The organism is Pseudoxanthomonas sp. z9 (assembly GCF_006542425.1).
Classification (GTDB): domain Bacteria; phylum Pseudomonadota; class Gammaproteobacteria; order Xanthomonadales; family Xanthomonadaceae; genus Pseudoxanthomonas_A.
The window spans coordinates 89,703-108,688 of sequence record NZ_VFID01000011.1; the positions used below are offsets into that span (position 1 = coordinate 89,703).

At 66.5% G+C, this 18,986-nt stretch carries 20 protein-coding genes; 9 read left to right on the plus strand and 11 right to left on the minus strand.

What is annotated here, in order from left to right; translation table 11 throughout:
• Positions 1-68 precede the first annotated feature (68 nt).
• Positions 69-416: a hypothetical protein gene (locus tag FG323_RS12580; RefSeq protein ID WP_141455028.1), complete on the plus strand. Its 348-nt coding sequence runs from the start codon at positions 69-71 to the stop codon at positions 414-416.
• Here the strand turns inward: FG323_RS12580 and FG323_RS12585 are convergent.
• Positions 356-1,177: an ATP-binding cassette domain-containing protein gene (locus tag FG323_RS12585; RefSeq protein ID WP_141455029.1), complete on the minus strand. Its 822-nt coding sequence runs from the start codon at positions 1,175-1,177 to the stop codon at positions 356-358. The genes FG323_RS12580 and FG323_RS12585 overlap by 61 nt on opposite strands.
• 67 nt (positions 1,178-1,244) lie before the next feature.
• Here FG323_RS12585 and FG323_RS12590 point away from each other — a divergent pair, with 67 nt between their 5' ends.
• The 3 genes from FG323_RS12590 (at position 1,245) to FG323_RS12600 (ending at position 3,928) form a co-directional block, all read left to right on the plus strand.
• Complete coding sequence (locus tag FG323_RS12590; RefSeq protein WP_181444210.1) at positions 1,245-1,793, plus strand: TlpA disulfide reductase family protein; 549 nt, start codon at positions 1,245-1,247, stop codon at positions 1,791-1,793.
• Between the two features lie 101 nt (positions 1,794-1,894).
• Complete coding sequence (locus FG323_RS12595; RefSeq protein WP_141455031.1) at positions 1,895-3,094, plus strand: fatty acid desaturase; 1,200 nt, start codon at positions 1,895-1,897, stop codon at positions 3,092-3,094.
• A 501-nt stretch (positions 3,095-3,595) separates the two neighbouring features.
• On the plus strand, positions 3,596-3,928 hold the full coding sequence (locus tag FG323_RS12600) for an EF-hand domain-containing protein (protein WP_141455032.1): 333 nt from the start codon (positions 3,596-3,598) through the stop codon (positions 3,926-3,928).
• Between the two features lie 31 nt (positions 3,929-3,959).
• Here the strand turns inward: FG323_RS12600 and FG323_RS12605 are convergent, their stop codons facing one another.
• The 6 genes from FG323_RS12605 to FG323_RS12630 form a co-directional block, all read right to left on the minus strand.
• Positions 3,960-4,496: a protoglobin domain-containing protein gene (locus FG323_RS12605; protein ID WP_141455033.1), complete on the minus strand. Its 537-nt coding sequence runs from the start codon at positions 4,494-4,496 to the stop codon at positions 3,960-3,962.
• 12 nt (positions 4,497-4,508) lie between these two features.
• Positions 4,509-4,877: a roadblock/LC7 domain-containing protein gene (locus FG323_RS12610; protein ID WP_141455034.1), complete on the minus strand. Its 369-nt coding sequence runs from the start codon at positions 4,875-4,877 to the stop codon at positions 4,509-4,511.
• A gap of 44 nt (positions 4,878-4,921) precedes the next feature.
• A complete protein-coding gene (locus tag FG323_RS12615) occupies positions 4,922-5,425 on the minus strand; it encodes an ATP/GTP-binding protein (RefSeq protein WP_141455035.1) in 504 nt (167 codons plus the stop codon).
• Positions 5,422-6,036 (minus strand): DUF4388 domain-containing protein, encoded by a 615-nt coding sequence (locus FG323_RS12620; RefSeq protein WP_141455036.1) that lies wholly within the window; start codon positions 6,034-6,036, stop codon positions 5,422-5,424. Before FG323_RS12620 ends, FG323_RS12615 begins: the two co-directional genes overlap by 4 nt.
• Before the next feature lie 218 nt (positions 6,037-6,254).
• Positions 6,255-7,916: an MFS transporter gene (locus FG323_RS12625; RefSeq protein WP_141455037.1), complete on the minus strand. Its 1,662-nt coding sequence runs from the start codon at positions 7,914-7,916 to the stop codon at positions 6,255-6,257.
• Between the two features lie 10 nt (positions 7,917-7,926).
• Positions 7,927-9,309, minus strand: a complete 1,383-nt coding sequence (locus FG323_RS12630; protein WP_181444211.1) for a DcaP family trimeric outer membrane transporter — start codon at positions 9,307-9,309, stop codon at positions 7,927-7,929.
• A gap of 334 nt (positions 9,310-9,643) precedes the next feature.
• Here FG323_RS12630 and acs point away from each other — a divergent pair, with 334 nt between their 5' ends.
• Positions 9,644-11,587 (plus strand): acetate--CoA ligase, encoded by a 1,944-nt coding sequence (acs, locus tag FG323_RS12635; protein ID WP_141455038.1) that lies wholly within the window; start codon positions 9,644-9,646, stop codon positions 11,585-11,587.
• A 191-nt stretch (positions 11,588-11,778) separates the two neighbouring features.
• Here acs and FG323_RS12640 read toward each other — a convergent pair whose 3' ends face one another.
• Positions 11,779-12,135 (minus strand): DUF559 domain-containing protein, encoded by a 357-nt coding sequence (locus FG323_RS12640; protein ID WP_141455039.1) that lies wholly within the window; start codon positions 12,133-12,135, stop codon positions 11,779-11,781.
• A 224-nt stretch (positions 12,136-12,359) separates the two neighbouring features.
• Between FG323_RS12640 and FG323_RS12645 the strand changes: the two genes are divergently transcribed.
• On the plus strand, positions 12,360-13,025 hold the full coding sequence (locus FG323_RS12645) for a response regulator transcription factor (protein WP_141455040.1): 666 nt from the start codon (positions 12,360-12,362) through the stop codon (positions 13,023-13,025).
• 6 nt (positions 13,026-13,031) lie between these two features.
• On the opposite strand, the gene FG323_RS12650 is transcribed toward FG323_RS12645, so the two are convergent.
• From FG323_RS12650 to FG323_RS12660, 3 genes are read right to left on the minus strand one after another with little or no spacing between them, the layout of a single operon-like run.
• The gene (locus FG323_RS12650) at positions 13,032-13,472 is read right to left on the minus strand and encodes an EamA family transporter (RefSeq protein ID WP_141455041.1); all 441 of its coding nucleotides are present in this window, start codon (positions 13,470-13,472) and stop codon (positions 13,032-13,034) included.
• A gap of 46 nt (positions 13,473-13,518) precedes the next feature.
• Complete coding sequence (locus FG323_RS12655; RefSeq protein WP_141455042.1) at positions 13,519-15,192, minus strand: phosphoethanolamine--lipid A transferase; 1,674 nt, start codon at positions 15,190-15,192, stop codon at positions 13,519-13,521.
• Entirely contained in the window at positions 15,189-15,989 is an 801-nt protein-coding gene (locus FG323_RS12660) for a phosphatase PAP2 family protein (RefSeq protein WP_141455043.1), read from the minus strand. Before FG323_RS12660 ends, FG323_RS12655 begins: the two co-directional genes overlap by 4 nt.
• Before the next feature lie 273 nt (positions 15,990-16,262).
• Between FG323_RS12660 and FG323_RS12665 the strand changes: the two genes are divergently transcribed.
• The 3 genes from FG323_RS12665 to FG323_RS12675 all read left to right on the plus strand — a co-directional run bounded on the left by FG323_RS12665 (position 16,263) and on the right by FG323_RS12675 (position 18,970).
• Positions 16,263-16,958 carry a response regulator transcription factor gene (locus tag FG323_RS12665; RefSeq protein WP_141455044.1) on the plus strand — a complete coding sequence of 232 codons (696 nt, stop codon included), beginning with the start codon at positions 16,263-16,265 and terminating at the stop codon, positions 16,956-16,958.
• Positions 16,948-18,219, plus strand: coding sequence for a HAMP domain-containing sensor histidine kinase (locus tag FG323_RS12670; RefSeq protein WP_141455045.1), 1,272 nt, complete (start codon positions 16,948-16,950; stop codon positions 18,217-18,219). The genes FG323_RS12665 and FG323_RS12670 overlap by 11 nt, the downstream gene beginning before the upstream one ends.
• A 271-nt stretch (positions 18,220-18,490) precedes the next feature.
• Positions 18,491-18,970 (plus strand): type IV pilin protein, encoded by a 480-nt coding sequence (locus FG323_RS12675; protein WP_141455291.1) that lies wholly within the window; start codon positions 18,491-18,493, stop codon positions 18,968-18,970.
• Positions 18,971-18,986: the final 16 nt, after the last annotated feature.

The window sequence follows — 18,986 nt, forward strand, 5'->3', positions numbered from 1 at the left end:
GCCCATTTCTTGGTCCGCCACGGTGTCCCCAACCATCTTTATGATCTGAAGGTAATGATGAGGCTGAAATGCACTCCGCCAGCGTTGTCTGTAATTTCAGCGCCAGCCAGATCACCGGCATCGCCTGGACCAAGCCGGGTCAGGCAGCGCTGGGCACGCTGGGGTATGGCTATGACATGCTCGGTCGTCGGGTGGCCAAAACCGGTACCTATGCCTCTCAACTGCTACCGGAAGCGAGTCAGGGCAGCAACACCTTCGACGACAACAACCGGCAGACCCGGCACAACGGCAAGGCGCTGAGCTCTTCCATTGCGTGGATCCTTTTGAAAGAAAGGTGGCCGGAAAGAGTTCCGCTTCAATCCAGCCCCAACACGAACCGCCCACCCTCACGCCGCACCTGCAGCGGCCCGCCATAGGCAGCGGACAGGTTTTCCGAGGTGAGGATGTCGTCGGGTGCGCCATCGGCCATCACATCGCCGGCGCGCAGCAGGATCACGCGCTGGAATTCAGGGACGATTTCTTCCAGGTGATGGGTGACCAGCACCAGGGTGATGCCCTGGCGCGCGAGATCGCGCAGCAGTTCCAGGAAGTGGCGCTGGGCGATCAGGTCCAGGCCGGCCGTGGGTTCGTCCAGCAGCAGCGCCTCGGGCTGGTGCACGAGCGCGCGGGCGATGAGCACGCGGCGCATTTCGCCGGTGGACAGTTCGGCGACTTCGCGATCGGCCAGCGCGGTGGCCTCGACCGCCGCCAGCGCGCGGCGGGCCTGGGCGCGCATCTGCGCGTCCACCTCGCAATGCGGCGGGATCACGAAACTGGAGAAGAAGCCGGTGACGACCGCGTCCTCCACCCGCAGCTGCGGCATCTCCTGCAGGTTGCGGGTGAGGTCGCTGGTGACCACGCCCAGCCGGGTGCGCAGTTCGGCCACGTTCCAGCGGCGCAGGCCGAACACCTTGACCGGCGCGTCGCCTTCACGGGCCAGCGGATACAGCTCGCGGTTGATCAGCTTGATGAAGGTCGACTTGCCGCAGCCGTTGGGGCCGAGGATGACGGTGTGCTGGCCCAGCGGGATGCTCAGGGTCAGCTCGCGCAGCACGCGGACGGAGCCGCGGATGACGGTGGCGCGATCGAGTTCGAACAGGGGCGCCGGCGCTGGCACGGCATCGGGGGCGAGGGACATCGGCGGGGCTGTCTGGGGGAAGTGGAAGCGGGATAGACTCGGCGCCAGTCCAGGGAGGGAACCGACCATGCGCCGCATCCGCCTCGCCGTCCTGCTGCTCTGTCTTTCGGTGGTGGTCCCCGCGTTCGCGCAGTCGCCCGCCATCGGCGATCCGGCACCGACCGTGCTCGGCAAGGGACGTGACGGAAAGATAGTCGATCTGGCCGAACACCGGGGCAAGGTGGTGATCGTGACCTTCTGGGCGTCCTGGTGCGGTTATTGCCTGAAGGAACTGCCGGTGCTGGACGCCCTGCAGAAGAAGGTCGACCCCCAGTGGCTGCAGGTCATCGCGGTGAACGTCGAGGACCCGCCCGCCACCTACCGGCAGATGATGCGGCAGATGCGCGACTACAGCCTGTTGCAGTCCCGCGACGCCAACGGTGACATCGCCCGCACCTACAGTGTGAAGGCCTACCCGAATCTGTGGGTAATCGACACCCAGGGCCGTATCGCCAGCCATCACGTCGGCTACGGCGAGGACTCGCTCGAGTCGATTGTGGGCGAGATCAAGCGGGTGCTGACCGAGGAAATGCACCGCCAGCAAGCGGCCGCGGCGGCGGCGAAATCCGCCAGCTGAACACCATTCGGCGGCGTCGGGTGAAATCGTCACGTGCAGGCCGCATGATGCGCTGACGGCACCGGACCCCACCGGCGCCGGTGCCTTCCGGAGCGCTTTCCATGTCCGACTCGTTGCTGCAGTTCCTGATCGGAGGCCTGACCGGCCTGGTCTGGTGGGAGCTGTTGATCGTGCTGCTGGTCTTCACCCAGCTGACCATCTTCTCGGTGACGCTGTACCTGCATCGCAGCCAGGCGCACCGCGGGGTGGATTTCCATCCGGTGCTGAACCACTTCTTCCGGTTCTGGACCTGGCTGACCACCTCGATGATCACCAGGGAGTGGGTCGCCATCCATCGCAAGCATCACGCGAAGGTGGAGACCGAAGAGGATCCGCACAGTCCGCAGACCAAGGGCATCGGCAACGTGTTCTGGCGCGGCGTGGAGCTGTACCGCGAAGCGCGCGGGCAGCGCGCCGACATCGAGCAGTACGGCAAGGGCGCGCCCGATGATTGGGTCGAGCGCCACGTGTACACCCCGCACGCGAATCTGGGGCCGACCTTCCTGCTGCTGGTGAACGCCGTCCTGTTCGGACTGCCTGGCGTCGCGCTGTGGGCGATCCAGATGGCGTGGATTCCGTTCTGGGCGGCGGGCGTGATCAATGGCCTGGGCCACTGGTGGGGCTATCGCAATTTCGAATCCTCCGATACCTCGACCAACCTGACGCCATGGGGCGTGTGGGTGGGCGGCGAGGAGCTGCATAACAACCATCACGCGTTCCCCAGTTCGGCACGCTTCTCGATGCGCCGCTGGGAAGTGGATATCGGTTGGATCGTGATCAAGGGCATGGAGAAGGTCCGGCTGGCGAAAGTGTTGCGGGTGGCACCCACCCTGGACATCCGACCGAACATCGCGGTACCTGACGCAGACACGCTGAAGGCGCTGCTGTCGCACCGTTTCCAGGCCATGACCGACTACCAGCGCAACGTGCTCAAGCCGGCGCTGAAGGAGGAGGCCGCGCAGGCGGGCGCCAAGCTGCGCGCGCTGCTGCCGCGCAAGCTGCGTCGCGGACTGGTCGACGATGGCCGCTGGCTCAAGCCGGACGCGCGCGAGCAGTTGCGAAACTGGGTCTCGCAGCGGCCGCGCATCAGTGCGCTGGTCGAACACCGCGCGCGCCTGTCGGCGCTGCTTGAAGCCCGCAGCCATGATGCGGCGGAGCGGTTGAAGGCGTTGCAGGCGTGGTGCCATGAGGCCGAGGCCAGTGGCATTCGTGCGTTGCAGGAATACTCGGCGCGGTTGAAGGGGTATGCGCTGGCGCATTGAGGTTTTCGGCGAAGAGCCATCGCTTCTCAACAGCCGCGTGGCTGGTCAATCCCCCTCAATCCCCTTTTTCAAAGGGGGAGGCAACGCCGGTTTCCGAGCGCTGGAGTCTCTTGGTAGCCCCCTTTTAAAAAGGGGGCGGGCGCCGTAAGGCGACGGGGGATTTGCTTTTGGCGCGAAAAGGCAAATCCCCCTCAATCCCCCTTTTGCAAAGGGGGAGGTAACGCCGGTTTCCGAGCGCTGGGGTCTCTTGGTAGCCCCCTTTTCAAAAGGGGGCGGGCGCCGTAAGGCGACGGGGGATTTGCTTTTGGCGCGAAAAGGCAAATCCCCCTCAATCCCCCTTTTTCAAAGGGGGAGGCAACGCCGGTTTCCGAGCGCTGGGGTCTCTTGGTAGCCCCCTTTTCAAAAGGGGGCGGGCGCCGGAGGCGACGGGGGATCTGCGCGGGGTGCGTGGACGAGCGCGCACGCTCGGCATTCGGGCAAATCCAGTCCTACAATGCGGGCATGACGCGTCTATTGCTTGCATTGCTGATATCGGCTCTGCCGCTGCTCGCGGCGGCGCAGGTCAATGCTACGAAGGACTATCTGCAGCGCATGGATGCCGATGGCGACGGTCGGGTCAGCCAGGCCGAGTTCCTGGACTGGATGAGCTACGCCTTCGATGCGCGTGACCGCAATCGCGATGGCGTGCTGTCCGGCGACGAGCTGCCGGGCGGCAAGGGGGCCGCCATCACCCGCGCAACCCATCGCGAGCGATTGGCGGCCACCTTCCGCAAACAGGATCGCAGCGGCGACGGTTATCTGGATGCGCGGGAGCTCGCTGCTCCCCCGCAATAGGTCGCGGCCGGATCGATGAAGCGCGGCGGCATCAGCCGCCGGACAACAGCCGGCGCGCCAGGCGTTCGCTGCCGGTCAGTTCGGCCAGATGATGCAACTGGTTGTTCTCGTAGGCCTGGTTGAAGGTGGCCACGTCGATGGCCAGGACCTTGCGGAACGCCTGGACCGCGGCATCGCCCTTGGCCGATGCGATGCTTTCGCCGTGGCGGGCGATCAGATCCATCATGGCCAGCGGATAGCGGACCGGCAGCCCGATGTGCACGTGCACGTTGCCGATGCCCAGCCGCTTGAGTGCGTAGGCGTCGTCGTATTCGCCGCAGAACATCTCGACGAACCAGTTGGCCAGGGTCGTGGCCAGGCGTTCCTTGTCGCCGATGAATTCGCGGGTCGGCTCGTGCGACAGCAGGCGCTCGTAGAATTCGGCGACCAGGATCGGGGCCGCTTCGCGGGCCATCGGCTCCAGTGCCTTCAGCAGCGCGCATTCCTCCGCCGACAGGGTGAGCAGTTCGCGCAGCTCGCGGACGATGGCCTCGTCCTTGACCGTCCAGCTCTTGCGTTCGTGATTCATGGCATTGGCTCCTTACAGGATGGCGGTCAACTGGGTGATCACGTCGGCCACCTCGAGTTCGATCAGGCCGACATTGGTGTCCGACGGCGCCACCAGCGCCAGGCAGGCCTTGCTGCCGACCATGTAGATGAAGATGCGGCCCTCCGCGGCCACCAGCTTGATGCCGCGCAGCGTTCCTGTGGACAGGGTTTCGGTGATGCGCCGGCCCACGCCCAAGGCGGTGGCGGCCATCGCCGCGACCCGCGCCGAATCGACGCCGGGGTCGGTGATCGACTGGCTGACGGGCATGCCGTCGAAGGTGCAAAGGAAACTGCCCTTCATGCCCGGAATGGCGCGCGTCAGGGCGTCCAGCGTGGCTTGCATCTGTTCTTGCTTGCTCATGATGTGTCCTCGTGAAAACAGGGAAGAAGGCCGCGTGCAGGCGGTCAAACGCGCTGCAGCAGCTGGTGGATGGCGTGGCGGGTGTTCGCGGTGTCGCGGGGATTGAGCGCCAGCACCTGCTGTTCGGGAACGCCGAAGTAGGCGGCGACCTCGGCGGCGGTCCAGCCGTCGGCGGCCAGGTCGGTCCGGGTGAGCCCGATGATGAATTCCACCGGCTGGCGGCTGATCACGAACTCGAGGATCCGCCGCGCCTGCGGGAATTCGTTGGGCGCGTCGCAGGGCACCAGCACGATCAGGCCCAGCGCGCCTTCGCTGAGGACGTCCCACATGTAGTCGAAGCGCGACTGCCCGGGCGTGCCGAACAGGTGCAGCACGTAATCGCCCAGCGTGATCTGGCCGAAGTCCAGGGCGACCGTCGTGTGCGTCTTGCCGATCCGCTCGGTGCTGACTTCTTCCGTGCTGACCACTTCGGTCTCGGACACGGAACGGATGAAGGTGGTCTTGCCGGCGCCGACGGGGCCGGAGATAACGATCTTGAGTGGGGTCATCGGGTGAAGAAGCTGGCGATGCGCTGGCCCAGGGACTGGCGCTGCTTGCGTTGTTCCGGATCGAGCCGATCCACGTATGCCTGCATCGGCCAGACTTTCTTGACCTGACGCAGGCGCTGCAGGTTGCGGCGCGTGCCTTCGAGCGGGAATCCCAGTTGCCGCGATATCCGCTCGGCGCTGGCACCCTCTGTGAGCAACGGCGCGGCCGCGCCGAGGAACTCGGCCAGATCCGGCGGCAGTTCCACCTGGCGACCCTTGATCACCAGGAACATCGTCTTGGGATGCGGCAGGTCGCGTTCGTCCAGCGGTACCGCGCCACGGCCTTCCAGCAGTTCGTCCATCCGCAGGAACGAACGCTTCGCCTCCACCGTGGCCAGCGGCTCGAAACGGAACTCGCCGCTGCCCTGCGCGAACATGCGCAGCAGCAGTTGTCCTTCGCTGCGCGAGTCGATGGGGCGTTCCACGGTCATCCGGGTGATGCTGGTGCCGGCGATATCCAGGCGGAGAATCTGGCCGTCCCGCTGATCCACGGTGAGCACGCCGTGCTTGCCGCCCACCACCGTCAGGATGTCGCGCAGCGAGAAGTCGCTCAGATTTCCGTGGATGGCCATGGGATGCCTCGATCGCGGGGGAAAGGCCGGGTCGCCCGACCGATGGCCGGATGAATGAAGGTTCTGGGGGAGTCCGGGCAGGATAGGAAGGCGCCGCCGCTCGCGAAATCGGAGGATTCCTAAAAGCGCGCGCTGTCGCGCGCAAAAAAAAGACGCCGGCCACGAGGGCCGGCGTCGGGTTGGCCGGAATGCGTCCGGCCGGCGCGGAGGGAGCGCGCTTACTGGGTGATGTCCACGTCCTTGGTTTCGCGCAGGAACAGGATGCCGACGATGAGTGTCAGCACCGCCACGCCGATCGGATACCACAGGCCGTAGTACATGTTGCCGGTGCCGGCGACCAGCGCGAACGAGATGGCTGGCAGGAAGCCGCCGAACCAGCCATTGCCGATGTGGTACGGCAGCGACATCGAGGTGTAGCGGATGCGGGTGGGGAACAGTTCCACCAGGTAGGCCGCGATCGGGCCGTAGACCATGGTCACGTAGATCACCAGCACCCACAGCAGGAACAGCGTCATCGGGATGTTGATGCGCGCCGGATCCGCCTTCTCCGGATAGCCGGCCGAGGTCAGCGCGGTCTTCAGGCGCGCGCCCAGGTCGGTGCCCTTGGCCTTGGCATCGTCCTTGGACAGGCCGGCGGCCTCGTAGGATTCGACGCGGTTGCCGCCGACTTCCACGTGGGCCAGCGAACCGGGAGCGGCCGCCTGCACGGTGTACGGCACACCCGCCTTGGTCAGCGCGGCGGTGGCGACGTCGCAGGAACTGGTGAACTTGCGCACGCCGGCCGGATCGAACTGGAAGCTGCAGGTGGCCGGATCCGCCACCACCACCGCCGGCGAACTCGCGCGGGCTTCCTCGATGCCCGGGTTGGCGAAGTGGGTCAGGCCCTTGAAGATCGGGAAATAGGTGATCGCCGCCAGCAGGCAGCCGGCCAGGATGATCTTCTTGCGGCCGATGCGGTCGGACAGCCAGCCGAAGAAGATGAAGAACGGCGTGGCCAGGGCCAGCGCGCCGGCGATCAGCAGGTTGGCGGTGGTGCCGTCGACCTTCAATGCCTGGGTCAGGAAGAACAACGAGTAGAACTGGCCGCCGTACCACACCACCGCCTGGCCGGCGGTCGCGCCCAGCAGCACCAGCAGCATCAGCTTGAGGTTGCCGCCCTTCAAGCTGTCGCGGAACGGGGTCTTGGACCCCTTGCCCTCGGACTTCATCTGCTGGAACAGCGGCGACTCGCTCAACTGCATGCGGATCCACACCGACACGCCCAGCAGCACGATCGAGACCAGGAACGGAATGCGCCAGCCCCAGGCTTCGAACGCCTCGGTGCCCAGCGACAGGCGGCAGCTGAGGATCACCAGCAGCGACAGGAACAGGCCCAGCGTGGCGGTGGTCTGGATGAAGCTGGTGTACAGGCCGCGCTTGCCGTTGGGCGCGTGCTCCGCCACGTAAGTCGCCGCACCGCCGTACTCGCCACCCAGCGCCAGGCCCTGCAGCAGACGCAGGGCGATCAGGATGATCGGGGCGGCCACGCCGATGCTGGCGTAGGTGGGCAGGATGCCGACGATGAAGGTCGACAGGCCCATGATCACGATGGTGACCAGGAAGGTGTACTTGCGGCCGATGCGGTCGCCCAGGCTACCGAAGAACGCCGCGCCGAACGGACGCACCGCGAAGCCCGCAGCGAAGGCCAGCAGCGCGAAGATGAAGCCGGTGGTCTCGTTGACGCCGCTGAAGAACTGCTTGGCGATGATCGCCGCCAGCGAGCCGTACAGATAGAAGTCGTACCACTCGAAGACGGTACCCAGGCTGGATGCGAAGATGACTTTCTTGTGGCCTTGGCTGAGTTCGCCGGACGGCGAATGCTTGAGCGTGGTTGCGTTCATTCCTCTCCCCTCAGAACGAGTATTTGACGTGGGTGTGCAGGCGCTTCAGGTCGCCCTCGCGGTCATCCTCGAGTGAACGCTGGCCGAAGATGAGTTCCGCGCCGATGTCCAGTTTCGGAAACGGCGAGTAGATGACGTTGGCGTGCATCGACTGGGTGCGCTCGGTGACGCCCCAGCCGGTGAGCGACACGTCGTTGTCGAAATGCGAGGCCGAGTACATCAGGTTGGTGCGGACCTTCGGGCTGAACACGTGGCGCCAGGCCACGAAGCCGCCGTAGCCGTCCAGCGCGCTGATGTCGCCGTCGGCCTCGGTGACCACGTCGCTGCCGACGCCGAAGGCCAGGTAGCGGCCGATGCCCTGGCCGGCGTTGACCGCGTAGCGGATGTCGTCGTTCTTGCCCAGGTTGAACTTGCCCGAGACGCTGAGCGCGGCGCCGGTGTCGGTCTCGTCGGCCACCTTGAACTGGCGCAGCAGCGCGGCCACGGTGAAGTGGCCCCAGTCGCCCTTGGTCAGCCACCGCGCGGTGAAGTCGGGCGCGGCGTTGTCTCCGCTGTTGAAGCGGGCGCCGGTCAGGTACGGCGTGACGGTGGTCTGCGGGTTCTCGATCGAGAACGACCACGGACCCTTGGTGTAGCGCAACTGCGCCTGGCGCACGAAGATGGTGCCGTCGGTCGGGCCGACGAAATCGACCGCGTCCGGCAGCGCGCCGGCGTCCATGAAGTTGGACCAGGTCTGGCCGGCCAGCCAGTTGTTCCAGGTCACGTAGGCGTGGCGCAGGGTGACGGCATAGGTGTTGGTGGCGGTTTCGTTGCCGGCCAGCGCGTTGCTGCCGCCGCCGAAAAAGTCGGCCTCGATGAAACCCTTGAACTTGTCGCCGTTGTCGGTGACGTGGTCGGCGCTGAGCCAGAAGCGCGAGAACTGGGCGTGGAAGTCGGCGTAGGGATCGCCGCCATCGGCATTCGCGCCCGCCACCGGGATCGTGCTGGGCACGTAGAACAGGCGCCCGGAGGAACCGTCGGCGATGCGGCCGTCGCTGGTGTCGGTCACCATCGCGTCCATCTTGATGAAGCCGCCGTAGGAGAACGTGGTGCCCGGATTGGCGGCGGTCATGATGGTGGTGCCCTGGATCGGCTGCTTGCCGGCCGGCACCGCCGGCTTGGCCGCCTGTGCCGCCTGGACCTGGGTCACCTGCTCCTGGGTGCTGCTGATCTGGGTCTGCTGTTGCTGCTGCGCCGACAGCAGCAGTTGCACCTGCCGCTCCAGTTCGGCCACGCGGGCCTCCAGCGCCTTTTCCTTCGCCGTCTGCGCGAACGCCAGGCCCGGCGCGATGCAGGCGACGAACAGCGCGGCGGCCAGCGGCCGCCTGGCCATCGTTGCGAAACGTGTGGTCATAACCCCTCCCGGTTTGGACGCATGCCGTGCTCGGCACGTGCCGGGCAGACTTGCGCCGTTGCCTCCGCCGCGCCTATTCGCCATTGGTCGAATGACGCGAGCTGGCCGCGAAAACCCCTTCAAAAAGGCTTCCGCGTGCGGGCGTGTCTGCTGGTATGCGGCTGGATTTACGACCAAGGTCTAACAGGGTTGCTGCGATGCCGCATGGCCGGATGCGGCAAACTCGGTGCGTCGCCCGCCCCGCGAAGCGTTGCCGGCGCTCGCGATGTGATGGGCATTCTTGTCAGAATCGCATCCTCAGACTTTTCGTTCCGCTGTCCCCGGGAGGGCCCCCATGAGCGACATCTACCCCGTCAAGCCGGACTTCGCCGCCAAGGCGCGCATCGACCGCGCCGCCTACCAGCGCGATTACCAGGCTTCCATCGAACATCCGGAGAAATTCTGGGGACAGGTCGCCGAGCGCCTGGACTGGTTCAAGAAGCCGACCCGGATCAAGGACGTCAGCTACCAGCTGGACGACTTCCACATCCGCTGGTTCGAGGACGGCGAGCTCAACGCCAGCGTCAATTGCCTGGACCGCCAGCTCGCCACCCGCGGCGACAAGACCGCGCTATTGTTCGAGCCGGACAGCCCGGATCAGCCGTCGCTGCGGGTCACCTACCGCGAACTCTACGAGCGCACCTGCAAGCTGGCCAACGCGCTGCACGCGCTGGGGGTGAAGAAGGGCGATCGCGTCACCATCTACCTGCCGATGATTCCGGACGCGGCGGTGGCGATGCTGGCCTGCGCGCGCATCGGCGCGATCCACTCGGTGGTATTCGGCGGCTTCGCGGCCAATTCGATCGCCGACCGCGTGGCCGACTGTGGCAGCAAGCTGATCATCACCGCCGACGAAGGCCTGCGCGGTGGCAAGAAGGTGCCACTGAAGGCGAACGTGGACGCCGCGCTCAAGCTGCCGGGGACCAACACGGTCGAAACCGTGCTGGTGGTGCGCCACACCGGCGGCGCGGTGGACATGCAGATGCCGCGCGACCGCTGGTTCGACGCGGTGGTCGACGAGCAGCCGGCCGAGTGCGAACCCGAGCGGATGAATGCCGAGGACCCGCTGTTCATCCTCTACACCTCCGGTTCCACCGGCAAGCCCAAGGGCGTGCTGCACACCACCGGCGGTTACCTGCTGTATGCGGCCTACACCCACGAGGCGGTGTTCGACCTGCGCGAGGACGACATCTACTGGTGCACCGCCGACGTGGGCTGGGTGACCGGCCACAGCTACATCGTGTACGGTCCGCTGGCCAACGGCGCGACCTCGGTGATGTTCGAGGGCGTGCCGAACTACCCGAGCGTGTCGCGCTTCTGGGAAGTCATCGACAAGCACCAGGTCACCATCTTCTACACCGCGCCCACCGCGATCCGCGCGCTGATGCGCGAGGGCGAGGCGCCGGTGAAGAAGACCGCGCGCACCTCGCTGCGCCTGCTCGGCAGCGTGGGCGAGCCGATCAATCCGGAAGCCTGGCGCTGGTACTACGACGTGGTCGGCGACGGCCGCTGCCCGATCGTGGATACCTGGTGGCAGACCGAGACCGGCGGCATCATGATCAGCCCGCTGGCCGGCGCGATCGACCAGAAGCCGGGTTCGGCCACGCTGCCGTTCTTCGGCGTGCGCCCGGCGCTGGTGGACGCCAACGGTGAAATCCTCGATGGCGCCACCGAGGGCAACCTGGTGCTGCTGGATTCCTGGCCGGGCCAGATGCGCACGGTCTATGGCGACCACCAGCGTTTCATCGACACCTATTTCCGCACCTATCCGGGCACCTATTTCACCGGCGACGGCTGCCGTCGGGATGCCGACGGCTATTACTGGATCACCGGCCGCGTCGACGACGTGATCAACGTCAGCGGCCACCGCATCGGCACCGCCGAGGTGGAAAGCGCGCTGGTGCTGCATCCCAAGGTCGCCGAGGCGGCGGTGGTCGGTTTCCCGCACGACATCAAGGGCCAGGGCATCTATGCCTACGTGACCCTGAAGGCCGGCGAGGTGCCCAGCGAGGAACTGCAGAAGGAACTGGTGCTGTGGGTGCGCAAGGAAATCGGCCCGATCGCCGCGCCGGATCACCTGCAATGGGCGCCGGGCCTGCCGAAGACCCGCTCCGGCAAGATCATGCGCCGCATCCTGCGCAAGATCGCCGAGAACGCCCCGGACCAACTGGGCGACACCTCGACCCTGGCGGATCCGAGCGTGGTCGATTCGCTGGTCGCGGAACGGAAGGTGAAGTGAGCATGGCGGGGGCCCGCAAATCCCCCCCAGCCCCCCTTTTTCAAAGGGGGGAGCGCGGTTGGCTTTCCCGAAGGGTCCTACCCAGTGGCGGTGCATGGACCTTTCCCATCGAAACGCGGACGCCTTCGTTCTCCGCTGACGCAGTCGGAACATTCCCCCCTTTGAAAAAGGGGGGCAGGGGGGATTTGCTCTCAGCGCTCGCGGATCACCCGCAGGATCACCTCCAGCACGGCGGCCGTTTCCAGCAGTGCCTGCCGATCATCGAACCGAAGGACGCGCAGCCCCTGTCCCGCCAGGAATGCGTCACGACGTCGATCCCGTACCAGGCCGTCGGCGGTGAAATGCTGGCTGCCGTCCAGCTCGACCACCAGATCCACGGCTGGCCCATAGAAATCGACGACATATCGCCCAAGCGGCTTCTGCCGGTAGAACTGCACGCCATCGAGTTGTTTCCTGCGCAGGTGGAACCACAGCCGCTGCTCGGCATCGGTCATGTCACGGCGCAGCCGGCGCGCATGGGGTTTGAGGTAGCGGTGGTAGGGACGCATCCTGAGAGTGAATCCCCCCTGCCCCCCTTTTCCAAAGGGGGGAAAAGCTCGATTTCGCGTAAGGAAAGTCCGCTGTCACCTGTATCCCGCTCCGGAATACGCATATCGCAACTTCAGGGCATTGCCACCGAAGGATTCCCTTCCCTGAAAGACAATGCCACCGAAGGAATCCCCCCTTTGAAAAAGGGGGGCAGGGGGGATTTGCTCCACCCCCGGAGAACCCCATGACCACCCTGCTGATCGCCGACGACCATCCGCTGTTCCGCGAAGCCCTGCGCGCGGCCGTGCAGCGGGTGCTGCCGGGCGTGCGCCTGCACGAGGCCGACAGCGTGGACGCGCTGTACGCGCTGGTGGACGCGCATCCGGATGCGGACCTGTTGTTGATGGATCTCAATATGCCCGGTGCCCAGGGATTCAGCGCACTGGTGCATGTGCGCGCGCTGCATCCGCAACTGCCGGTGGTGATCGTGTCCGCGCGCGAGGAGCCCACCGTGATGCGGCGGGCGCTGGACCATGGCGCGCTGGGCTTCATTCCCAAGTCCGCCGATTCGGACACCATCGGCGAGGCGATCGGCACGGTGCTGGACGGTGAGCGCTGGGCGCCGGTCGAAGCGATGAACGCGCCGGCCATCGGCCGTGACGAACATGAAATCGCCCAACGCCTGCGCGATCTCACTCCGCAGCAGTTCCGAGTCCTGCAGATGCTGGGCGTAGGCCGGCTCAACAAGCAGATCGCCTACGACCTGGGCGTGTCCGAAGCCACCATCAAGGCGCATGTCACCGCGATTCTGCGCAAGCTCGGCGTCACCAACCGCACCCAGGCGGTGTTGATGGCCGGGCGTCTGGCGGTGGATCCGGACGGCGTGGTGCCGCCGCCGGAAGAAGACTGAGCACGGTCAACGCTTCAGGCCCAGCACCAGCACGCCACCGGCCACCAGCAACATGCCCAGTCCGTCGCGCAACGTCGGGCGTTCGCCAAGGAACAGCCAGGCGAACACCAGCACCAGCATCAAGCTGGCCTTGTCGACCGGCGCGACCTGCGAGGCATCGCCCAACTGCAGGGCGCGGAAGTAGCACAGCCATGACGCGCCGGCAGCGAGTCCGGACAGCACCAGGAACGTCCAGGTGCGGGCGGGAATCGTCGCGGGGTCGCTCCATTTGCCGGTGGCGGCAATGAACACCGACAGCGCCGCCATCACCACCGCCGTGCGGATCCAGGTCGCCATGTCCGAATCGATGCGCTGGACGCCGACCTTGGCGAAGATCGCGGTGAGCGCGGCGAAGGCGGCCGATGCCAGGGCCCATCCGAACCAGCCCGGTGCCTGACCAGGATTCATCGTGATCCTCCTCCGCCGGAGCGGTATGGGCGCGCGACGCGCGGGATCAGTTTTTCACGGGACGGCGGCAGCCGGCAAAGAGATCGCGATCCGGGTCATACAGGTCCGTGCGAACGTCCAGCAGGCCCAGCACCGACGGGAACAGGTTGTCCTGGCTGGCCGGCTCGACGGCCTCGCGGCGCAGGCAGGCGACATCGAGCCGGCTGGTGGCCGCGAAGCCGGGCGACAGCCACATCACCATCGGCACGTGGGTCTGCTCCTCCGGGGCGATCGCATAGGGCACGCCATGCAGGTAGAGCCCCTTCTCACCCAGCGATTCGCCGTGGTCGGACAGGTAGATCATGGCGGTGTCGTAGCTGGCGTTGCGGCCCAGTTGGCCGATCAGTCTTGCGAGGACATGATCGGTGTAGCTCAATGCGTTGTCGTAGGCATTGACGATGCTCTGGCGATCGCAGGCACCCAGGTCGCTGGATTCGCACACCGGCGAATAGCGACCGAAAGCGGCGGGATAGCGCTCGAAGTAATTGGGCCCGTGGTTGCCCAACGGGTGCAACACCACCACGCGGTCACCCGGGCCGGCCGGCAGCGCGGTCTCCAGGCCACGCAACAGGATTTCATCCAGGCAACGCTTGCCGTTGCACAACGCGGGATCCCGGGCGTCATCCAGTTGCTGTATCGCCAGTCCCTCGCACACGCCCTTGCAACCGGACTGGTTGTCACGCCACAACGTGTGGATGCCGGCGTATTCCAGCACGTGCAGCAGCGACTGGTGATCGCGGATCTTCTTCTGGTCGTAGTCGTGGCGACCATAGGGGGAGAACATGCACGGCAATGACACTTCCGTGCTGCTGCCGCAGGCGGTCACGTCCGGGAAGTTGATCACGTCCAGGCGCGCGAGTTCCGGCGTGGTCTGGCGTGCATAGCCGTTCAGGCCCCAGTTCCGCGCGCGGGCGGTTTCGCCCACCACCAGCACCAGCAGGCGTGGCTTGCGGCCCGCGGCCTGCGGCAGCTGCCGGGCGTCCTGACCGATCGGGGTCTTGGCCGGCCGGCTTCCCGGCGGCGAGGCGGTCACCACCCGCGCCAGCGAAACCAGGTAGTTGGCGGGGGTCACCAGGTAGCGCACCTCGCGGCGGTTGCGGATCAGCGAGGACAGATCCTGGAACGACAGCATCGCCGCGCCGGTGAAGGCCAGCAGGAGCGCCGCCAGGAAACCGGCCCGTATCGCCAACGCCCGCCGCCAGGGACGCTCGCGCAAGCGCACGCGCCACAGCAGGGCGATGGGCAGGCTGGCGAACAGGAGCGGCATCAGCACGTGCCAGCTCAGCAGTTCACTGGATTCCTTGCGATCGGTATGCAGGATGTTGCGCAGCATGTCCGAATCCAGATACACGCCGTAGCTGCCCATGTAGTAGGTGGCGACGGCGGTGACCAGGATCAGCACGGCCAGCAGCGGCCGGGCGTAGCGGCGATGCACGACCAGCCCGAGCAACAGCGCGTGCACCGCGGTGATGATCACGAACAGCGCCGCGGCGAATTTCCATTGCACCGCCGGCGCGACGATCACGTTGCGCCAGAACTGCCCGTTGCTGAAAAGGGTGAAGTAGAGACTCACCGCCAGCAGCAGGGTCTCGCTGGCGACGATCGGGCGCTGGCGCAGCCAGGTGGGCGCGACCGAACGGGCGTTGCGGCGCAGGCCGGCTTCGAGGGGACTGGCGCTCATGGCTCGCCCCGCGACAGGAGTCCGGGCGAGGACAACGCCGATCGGGATCGCGCGACCGCCGTCCTTCCGGGAACCAGCAGGCAGGCGTACAGCAGCAGCGAGATTGCCCAGCAGATCGCCAGCGTCCACAGATCATGCGAAAGGAAATGGGCGCCGCGCAGTTGTTGGGCGAACCCGAACAGCAGGCCGATCGCCAGGCCGATGCCCAGCCCGGCCCAGCGCAGGCGCGGCAGGGTCGCCAGGAAGAAGAAGTACAACGCCACCCAGGCATAGCCGGCGCTGGCATGGCCGGCAGGGAAGCAGGACGCGCGCGGCAGCAGGACCGGCCGGGCGGTGAACAGATCGATGAATGGCCGGCTGCCGCCATAGCGGGCCAGATCCCACGGACAGTCCATGTCGGTCCACAACTTCAGGGTGCCGACCGCGGCGGTCGAGAGCGCGGTCGCCAGCAGCAGGAAGAACAGCGGGCGCCGCCAGGCCTTCAGGCGCGGGAAGGAGCCACTGGCGATCAGCAACAGCGCCACGCAATACCAGCCCAGCGTGCTCAGCCGCTTGCCCATCACATGGATCAGGTCCTGGGTGACGAAGCCCTGCTGCAGCGACCAGCGATGGCCTTCCCACGCATACAGGTGGTCCGCCAGCCACAGATCGCCTCGCAGCGGGATCAGGATCACGGTGGCCAGCACGAACGCCGCCAGCGGCCAGCCGGCGTGGCGGACCAGGAAGTCCCGGTCGAAAGCGAGCGAAGGACGGGCGGCGTAGAGAGGCGACGGTATCTGTGGTGCGGCGAAGGACATCGGATGCGGGTCATTCCGGCCCTGTGCCGGTATGCAGGCCATGCTGGTGACGCCGCTGTCGGAGAGTCGTCGGAACCCCGTTCGCGCGTCGTTAACGCGGCATGCGGCGCAGGGCGCGCTTCAGCCGCCGTTGCCATTGCGCGACCGCTTCACCCGCGTATCCCCGCGCGTGGGAGAATCGTCCCCGTTCCGACCGGATTCCGACACCGGAAGGCCCAGCGTGGCGACCCACCGGGATGCCGGCCCCGCTCAACAACGAAGACGGAAACCCCGATGCGGCTGCTCGTGATCGAAGACAACCGGAGCCTGGTGGCGAACCTGTTCGACTACTTCGAAGCGCGCGACCATGCCCTGGACGCCGCGCCGGACGGGGTGACCGGCCTGCACCTGGCCACCACCCAGGCCTACGACGCCATCATCCTGGACTGGATGCTGCCGCGGATGGATGGTCGCGAGGTGCTGCGCCGCCTGCGCGAAACGCATGCCGGCGACACGCCGGTGATCATGCTCACCGCGCGCGACGAACTGCCCGACAAGATCGCCGGCTTCCGCGCCGGCGCCGACGACTACCTGACCAAGCCCTTCGAGCTGCCCGAACTGGAGGTACGGCTGGAAGCGGTGCTGGCACGCAGTGGCGGGCGCGGTCGCAACCGCCTGTTGCAGGTGGCGGATCTGAAACTGGATCTGTCCACCCTGGAAGCCAGTCGGGCAGGCCAGCCGCTGCACCTGTACCCGGCCTGCCGCAAACTGCTGGAAGTGTTGATGCAGGCCAGTCCCGGCGCGGTGACCCGGGATCGCCTGGAGTACGCGCTGTGGGGTGACAGCCCGCCGGACGGCGACATGTTGCGTTCGCATGTCTATGAGTTGCGCCGCAGCGTCGACGGGCCGTTCCCGGTCAAGCTGATCCAGACCTTGCCCCGGGTCGGCTACCGGCTGGCGGTACCGGAGGAGCAGCGCGATGGCGGCTAGGAACAACGGCCTGCGCCGGCGCATCCTCACCTGGCTGCTGGTCTACGTCTCGCTGCTCTCGGTCGCCATCTTCATCGGCGGCCTGATCGTCAACGAGGAGGCCGAGCGCATGGTCTGGAGTTCGCTGCTGCGCGCCGAACTCCATCACTACCAGGACCGCGTGCAGGCCGATCCCGGCTATCGCTGGACCGACACCGACGACATGACGCTCTACCGCTGGGACGGCGTTCCGCCGCCGCCGAAAGTATTGCGCGCGCTGCCGCCCGGCCTGCACGACGATCTGTGGGTGGAAGGCAAGCTGCGGGTGGTGATGATCCAGGACCTGCCCGGCGGCCGGGTCGCGCTGGCGCTGGATATCACCGAGTTCGAGGGATTGGAGGAGACCATCAGCAGCGGAATCGTGGTCGGCATGTTCGCCTCGGTGATCCTGCTTGGACTGTTGCTGGCGTGGGGACTGGGCCGGGCGATCCGCCCGCTGGGCGTGATGGCCGACGACATCGCGCGCCTGCGGCCCGAACGCGGGCGCCAGCGGATCGGGCTGGAACCCAGGGCCAGCCAGGAGCTGCGCGTGATTGCCGATGCCTTCAACGACTACCTGGACCGCAGCGAGCGCTTCGTCGAGCGCGAGCGGGCCTTCATCAACAGCGCCAGCCACGAGCTGCGCACGCCCATCGCGGTGATCGGCGGCGCCGCCCGGCTGGCCTCGGATCAGGCGGGCGTACCGCCGGCCGCGCGCGAACAGATGCAACGCATCATGCGCAACGTCCGCCAGATCGAGCAGCTGATTTCGCTGCTGCTGATCCTGGCCAAGGATCCCGAGCGGCTGGCCGCGGTCAGCGATGCGGTGGCACTGGACGAACTGCTGCCGGAAATCGTGGAGGATCATCGCCATCTCACCCAAGGCAAGGATCTGGCATTGCAACTGGGGCCGCTGTCGCCGGTCCGGGTCACCGCGCCGGTGGCCATCGTCCAGGCCGCGATCGGCAACCTGCTGCGCAACGCCATCGAGAACAGCGATCGCGGCGTGATCGACATCCGCCTGGATGCCGACGCCACCGTGACGATCACCGATCCCGGACACGGCATGAGTCCGGAGGAGATCAGCCGCATCTATGCGCAGTTGGCGCGCGGGGAAGGACGCGACGGCGGCGGCATCGGGCTGGATCTGATCGCGCGCCTGTGCGAACACCTGGGTTGGCAGCTGGACATCGATTCGGCGCCGGAACGCGGCACGGTGGCACGACTGCATTTTCGCCGGTAGCGCCATCGCTACAGGTCATGCCGCGGATCGCTTTCCGGCGAAGTGAAACGCTGGACATCATGTGCGTTTGCGGCGGGCACGGATGCGAACGCGAACCGGCTGCGCACCGGGCGGACGTGTCACTCGCGTAACTTTGAACGCGAATGTCTTTTTCCAGGGCACACGGCTGGTTAGCATCGGTCGGCATCATCGCGCCGACACCACGGCGGCGCATCGACTGGCGCGTAATCGACGGGCCATCTCCTTGTCCATCGCACCCTGGAGGGACGCCATGCGATCCGCCCACATCCGTGTCCTGCATCAACACGTTTTCCGTCGACCTGATCTTCGGCGCCGGCTCCCGGCGGCAGGATTCAGCCTGCTCGAACTGATGATCGTGGTGGTCATCATCGCCATCCTGGCAAGCATCGCCTTCGGCAGCTACCAGCATCACGCCGTCAATACCCGCCGCGCCGCCGCCGCCGCATGCCTGCAGGAACGCACCCAGCGCCTGGAGCGCTTCCATACCCTGCACCTCTCCTATCCGGATGCGGCGGGTGCGGCCCCCATCCTCGCGGAATGCGGCGATGGCGTGGCCCGGCACTACCAGCTCAGCCTGTCCGCCGTTTCGGCGCGCGCCTTCACACTGCAGGCGGTGCCGCAGGGAGAGCAGGCCAGGGCCGACACCCGTTGCGGCACGCTCACGATCAATCAGCTGGGCGTCCGCGCGGTGAGCGGGACCGCGAAAGCGACGCCGGCGGAATGCTGGTGATCGTCGGTCGGCACAC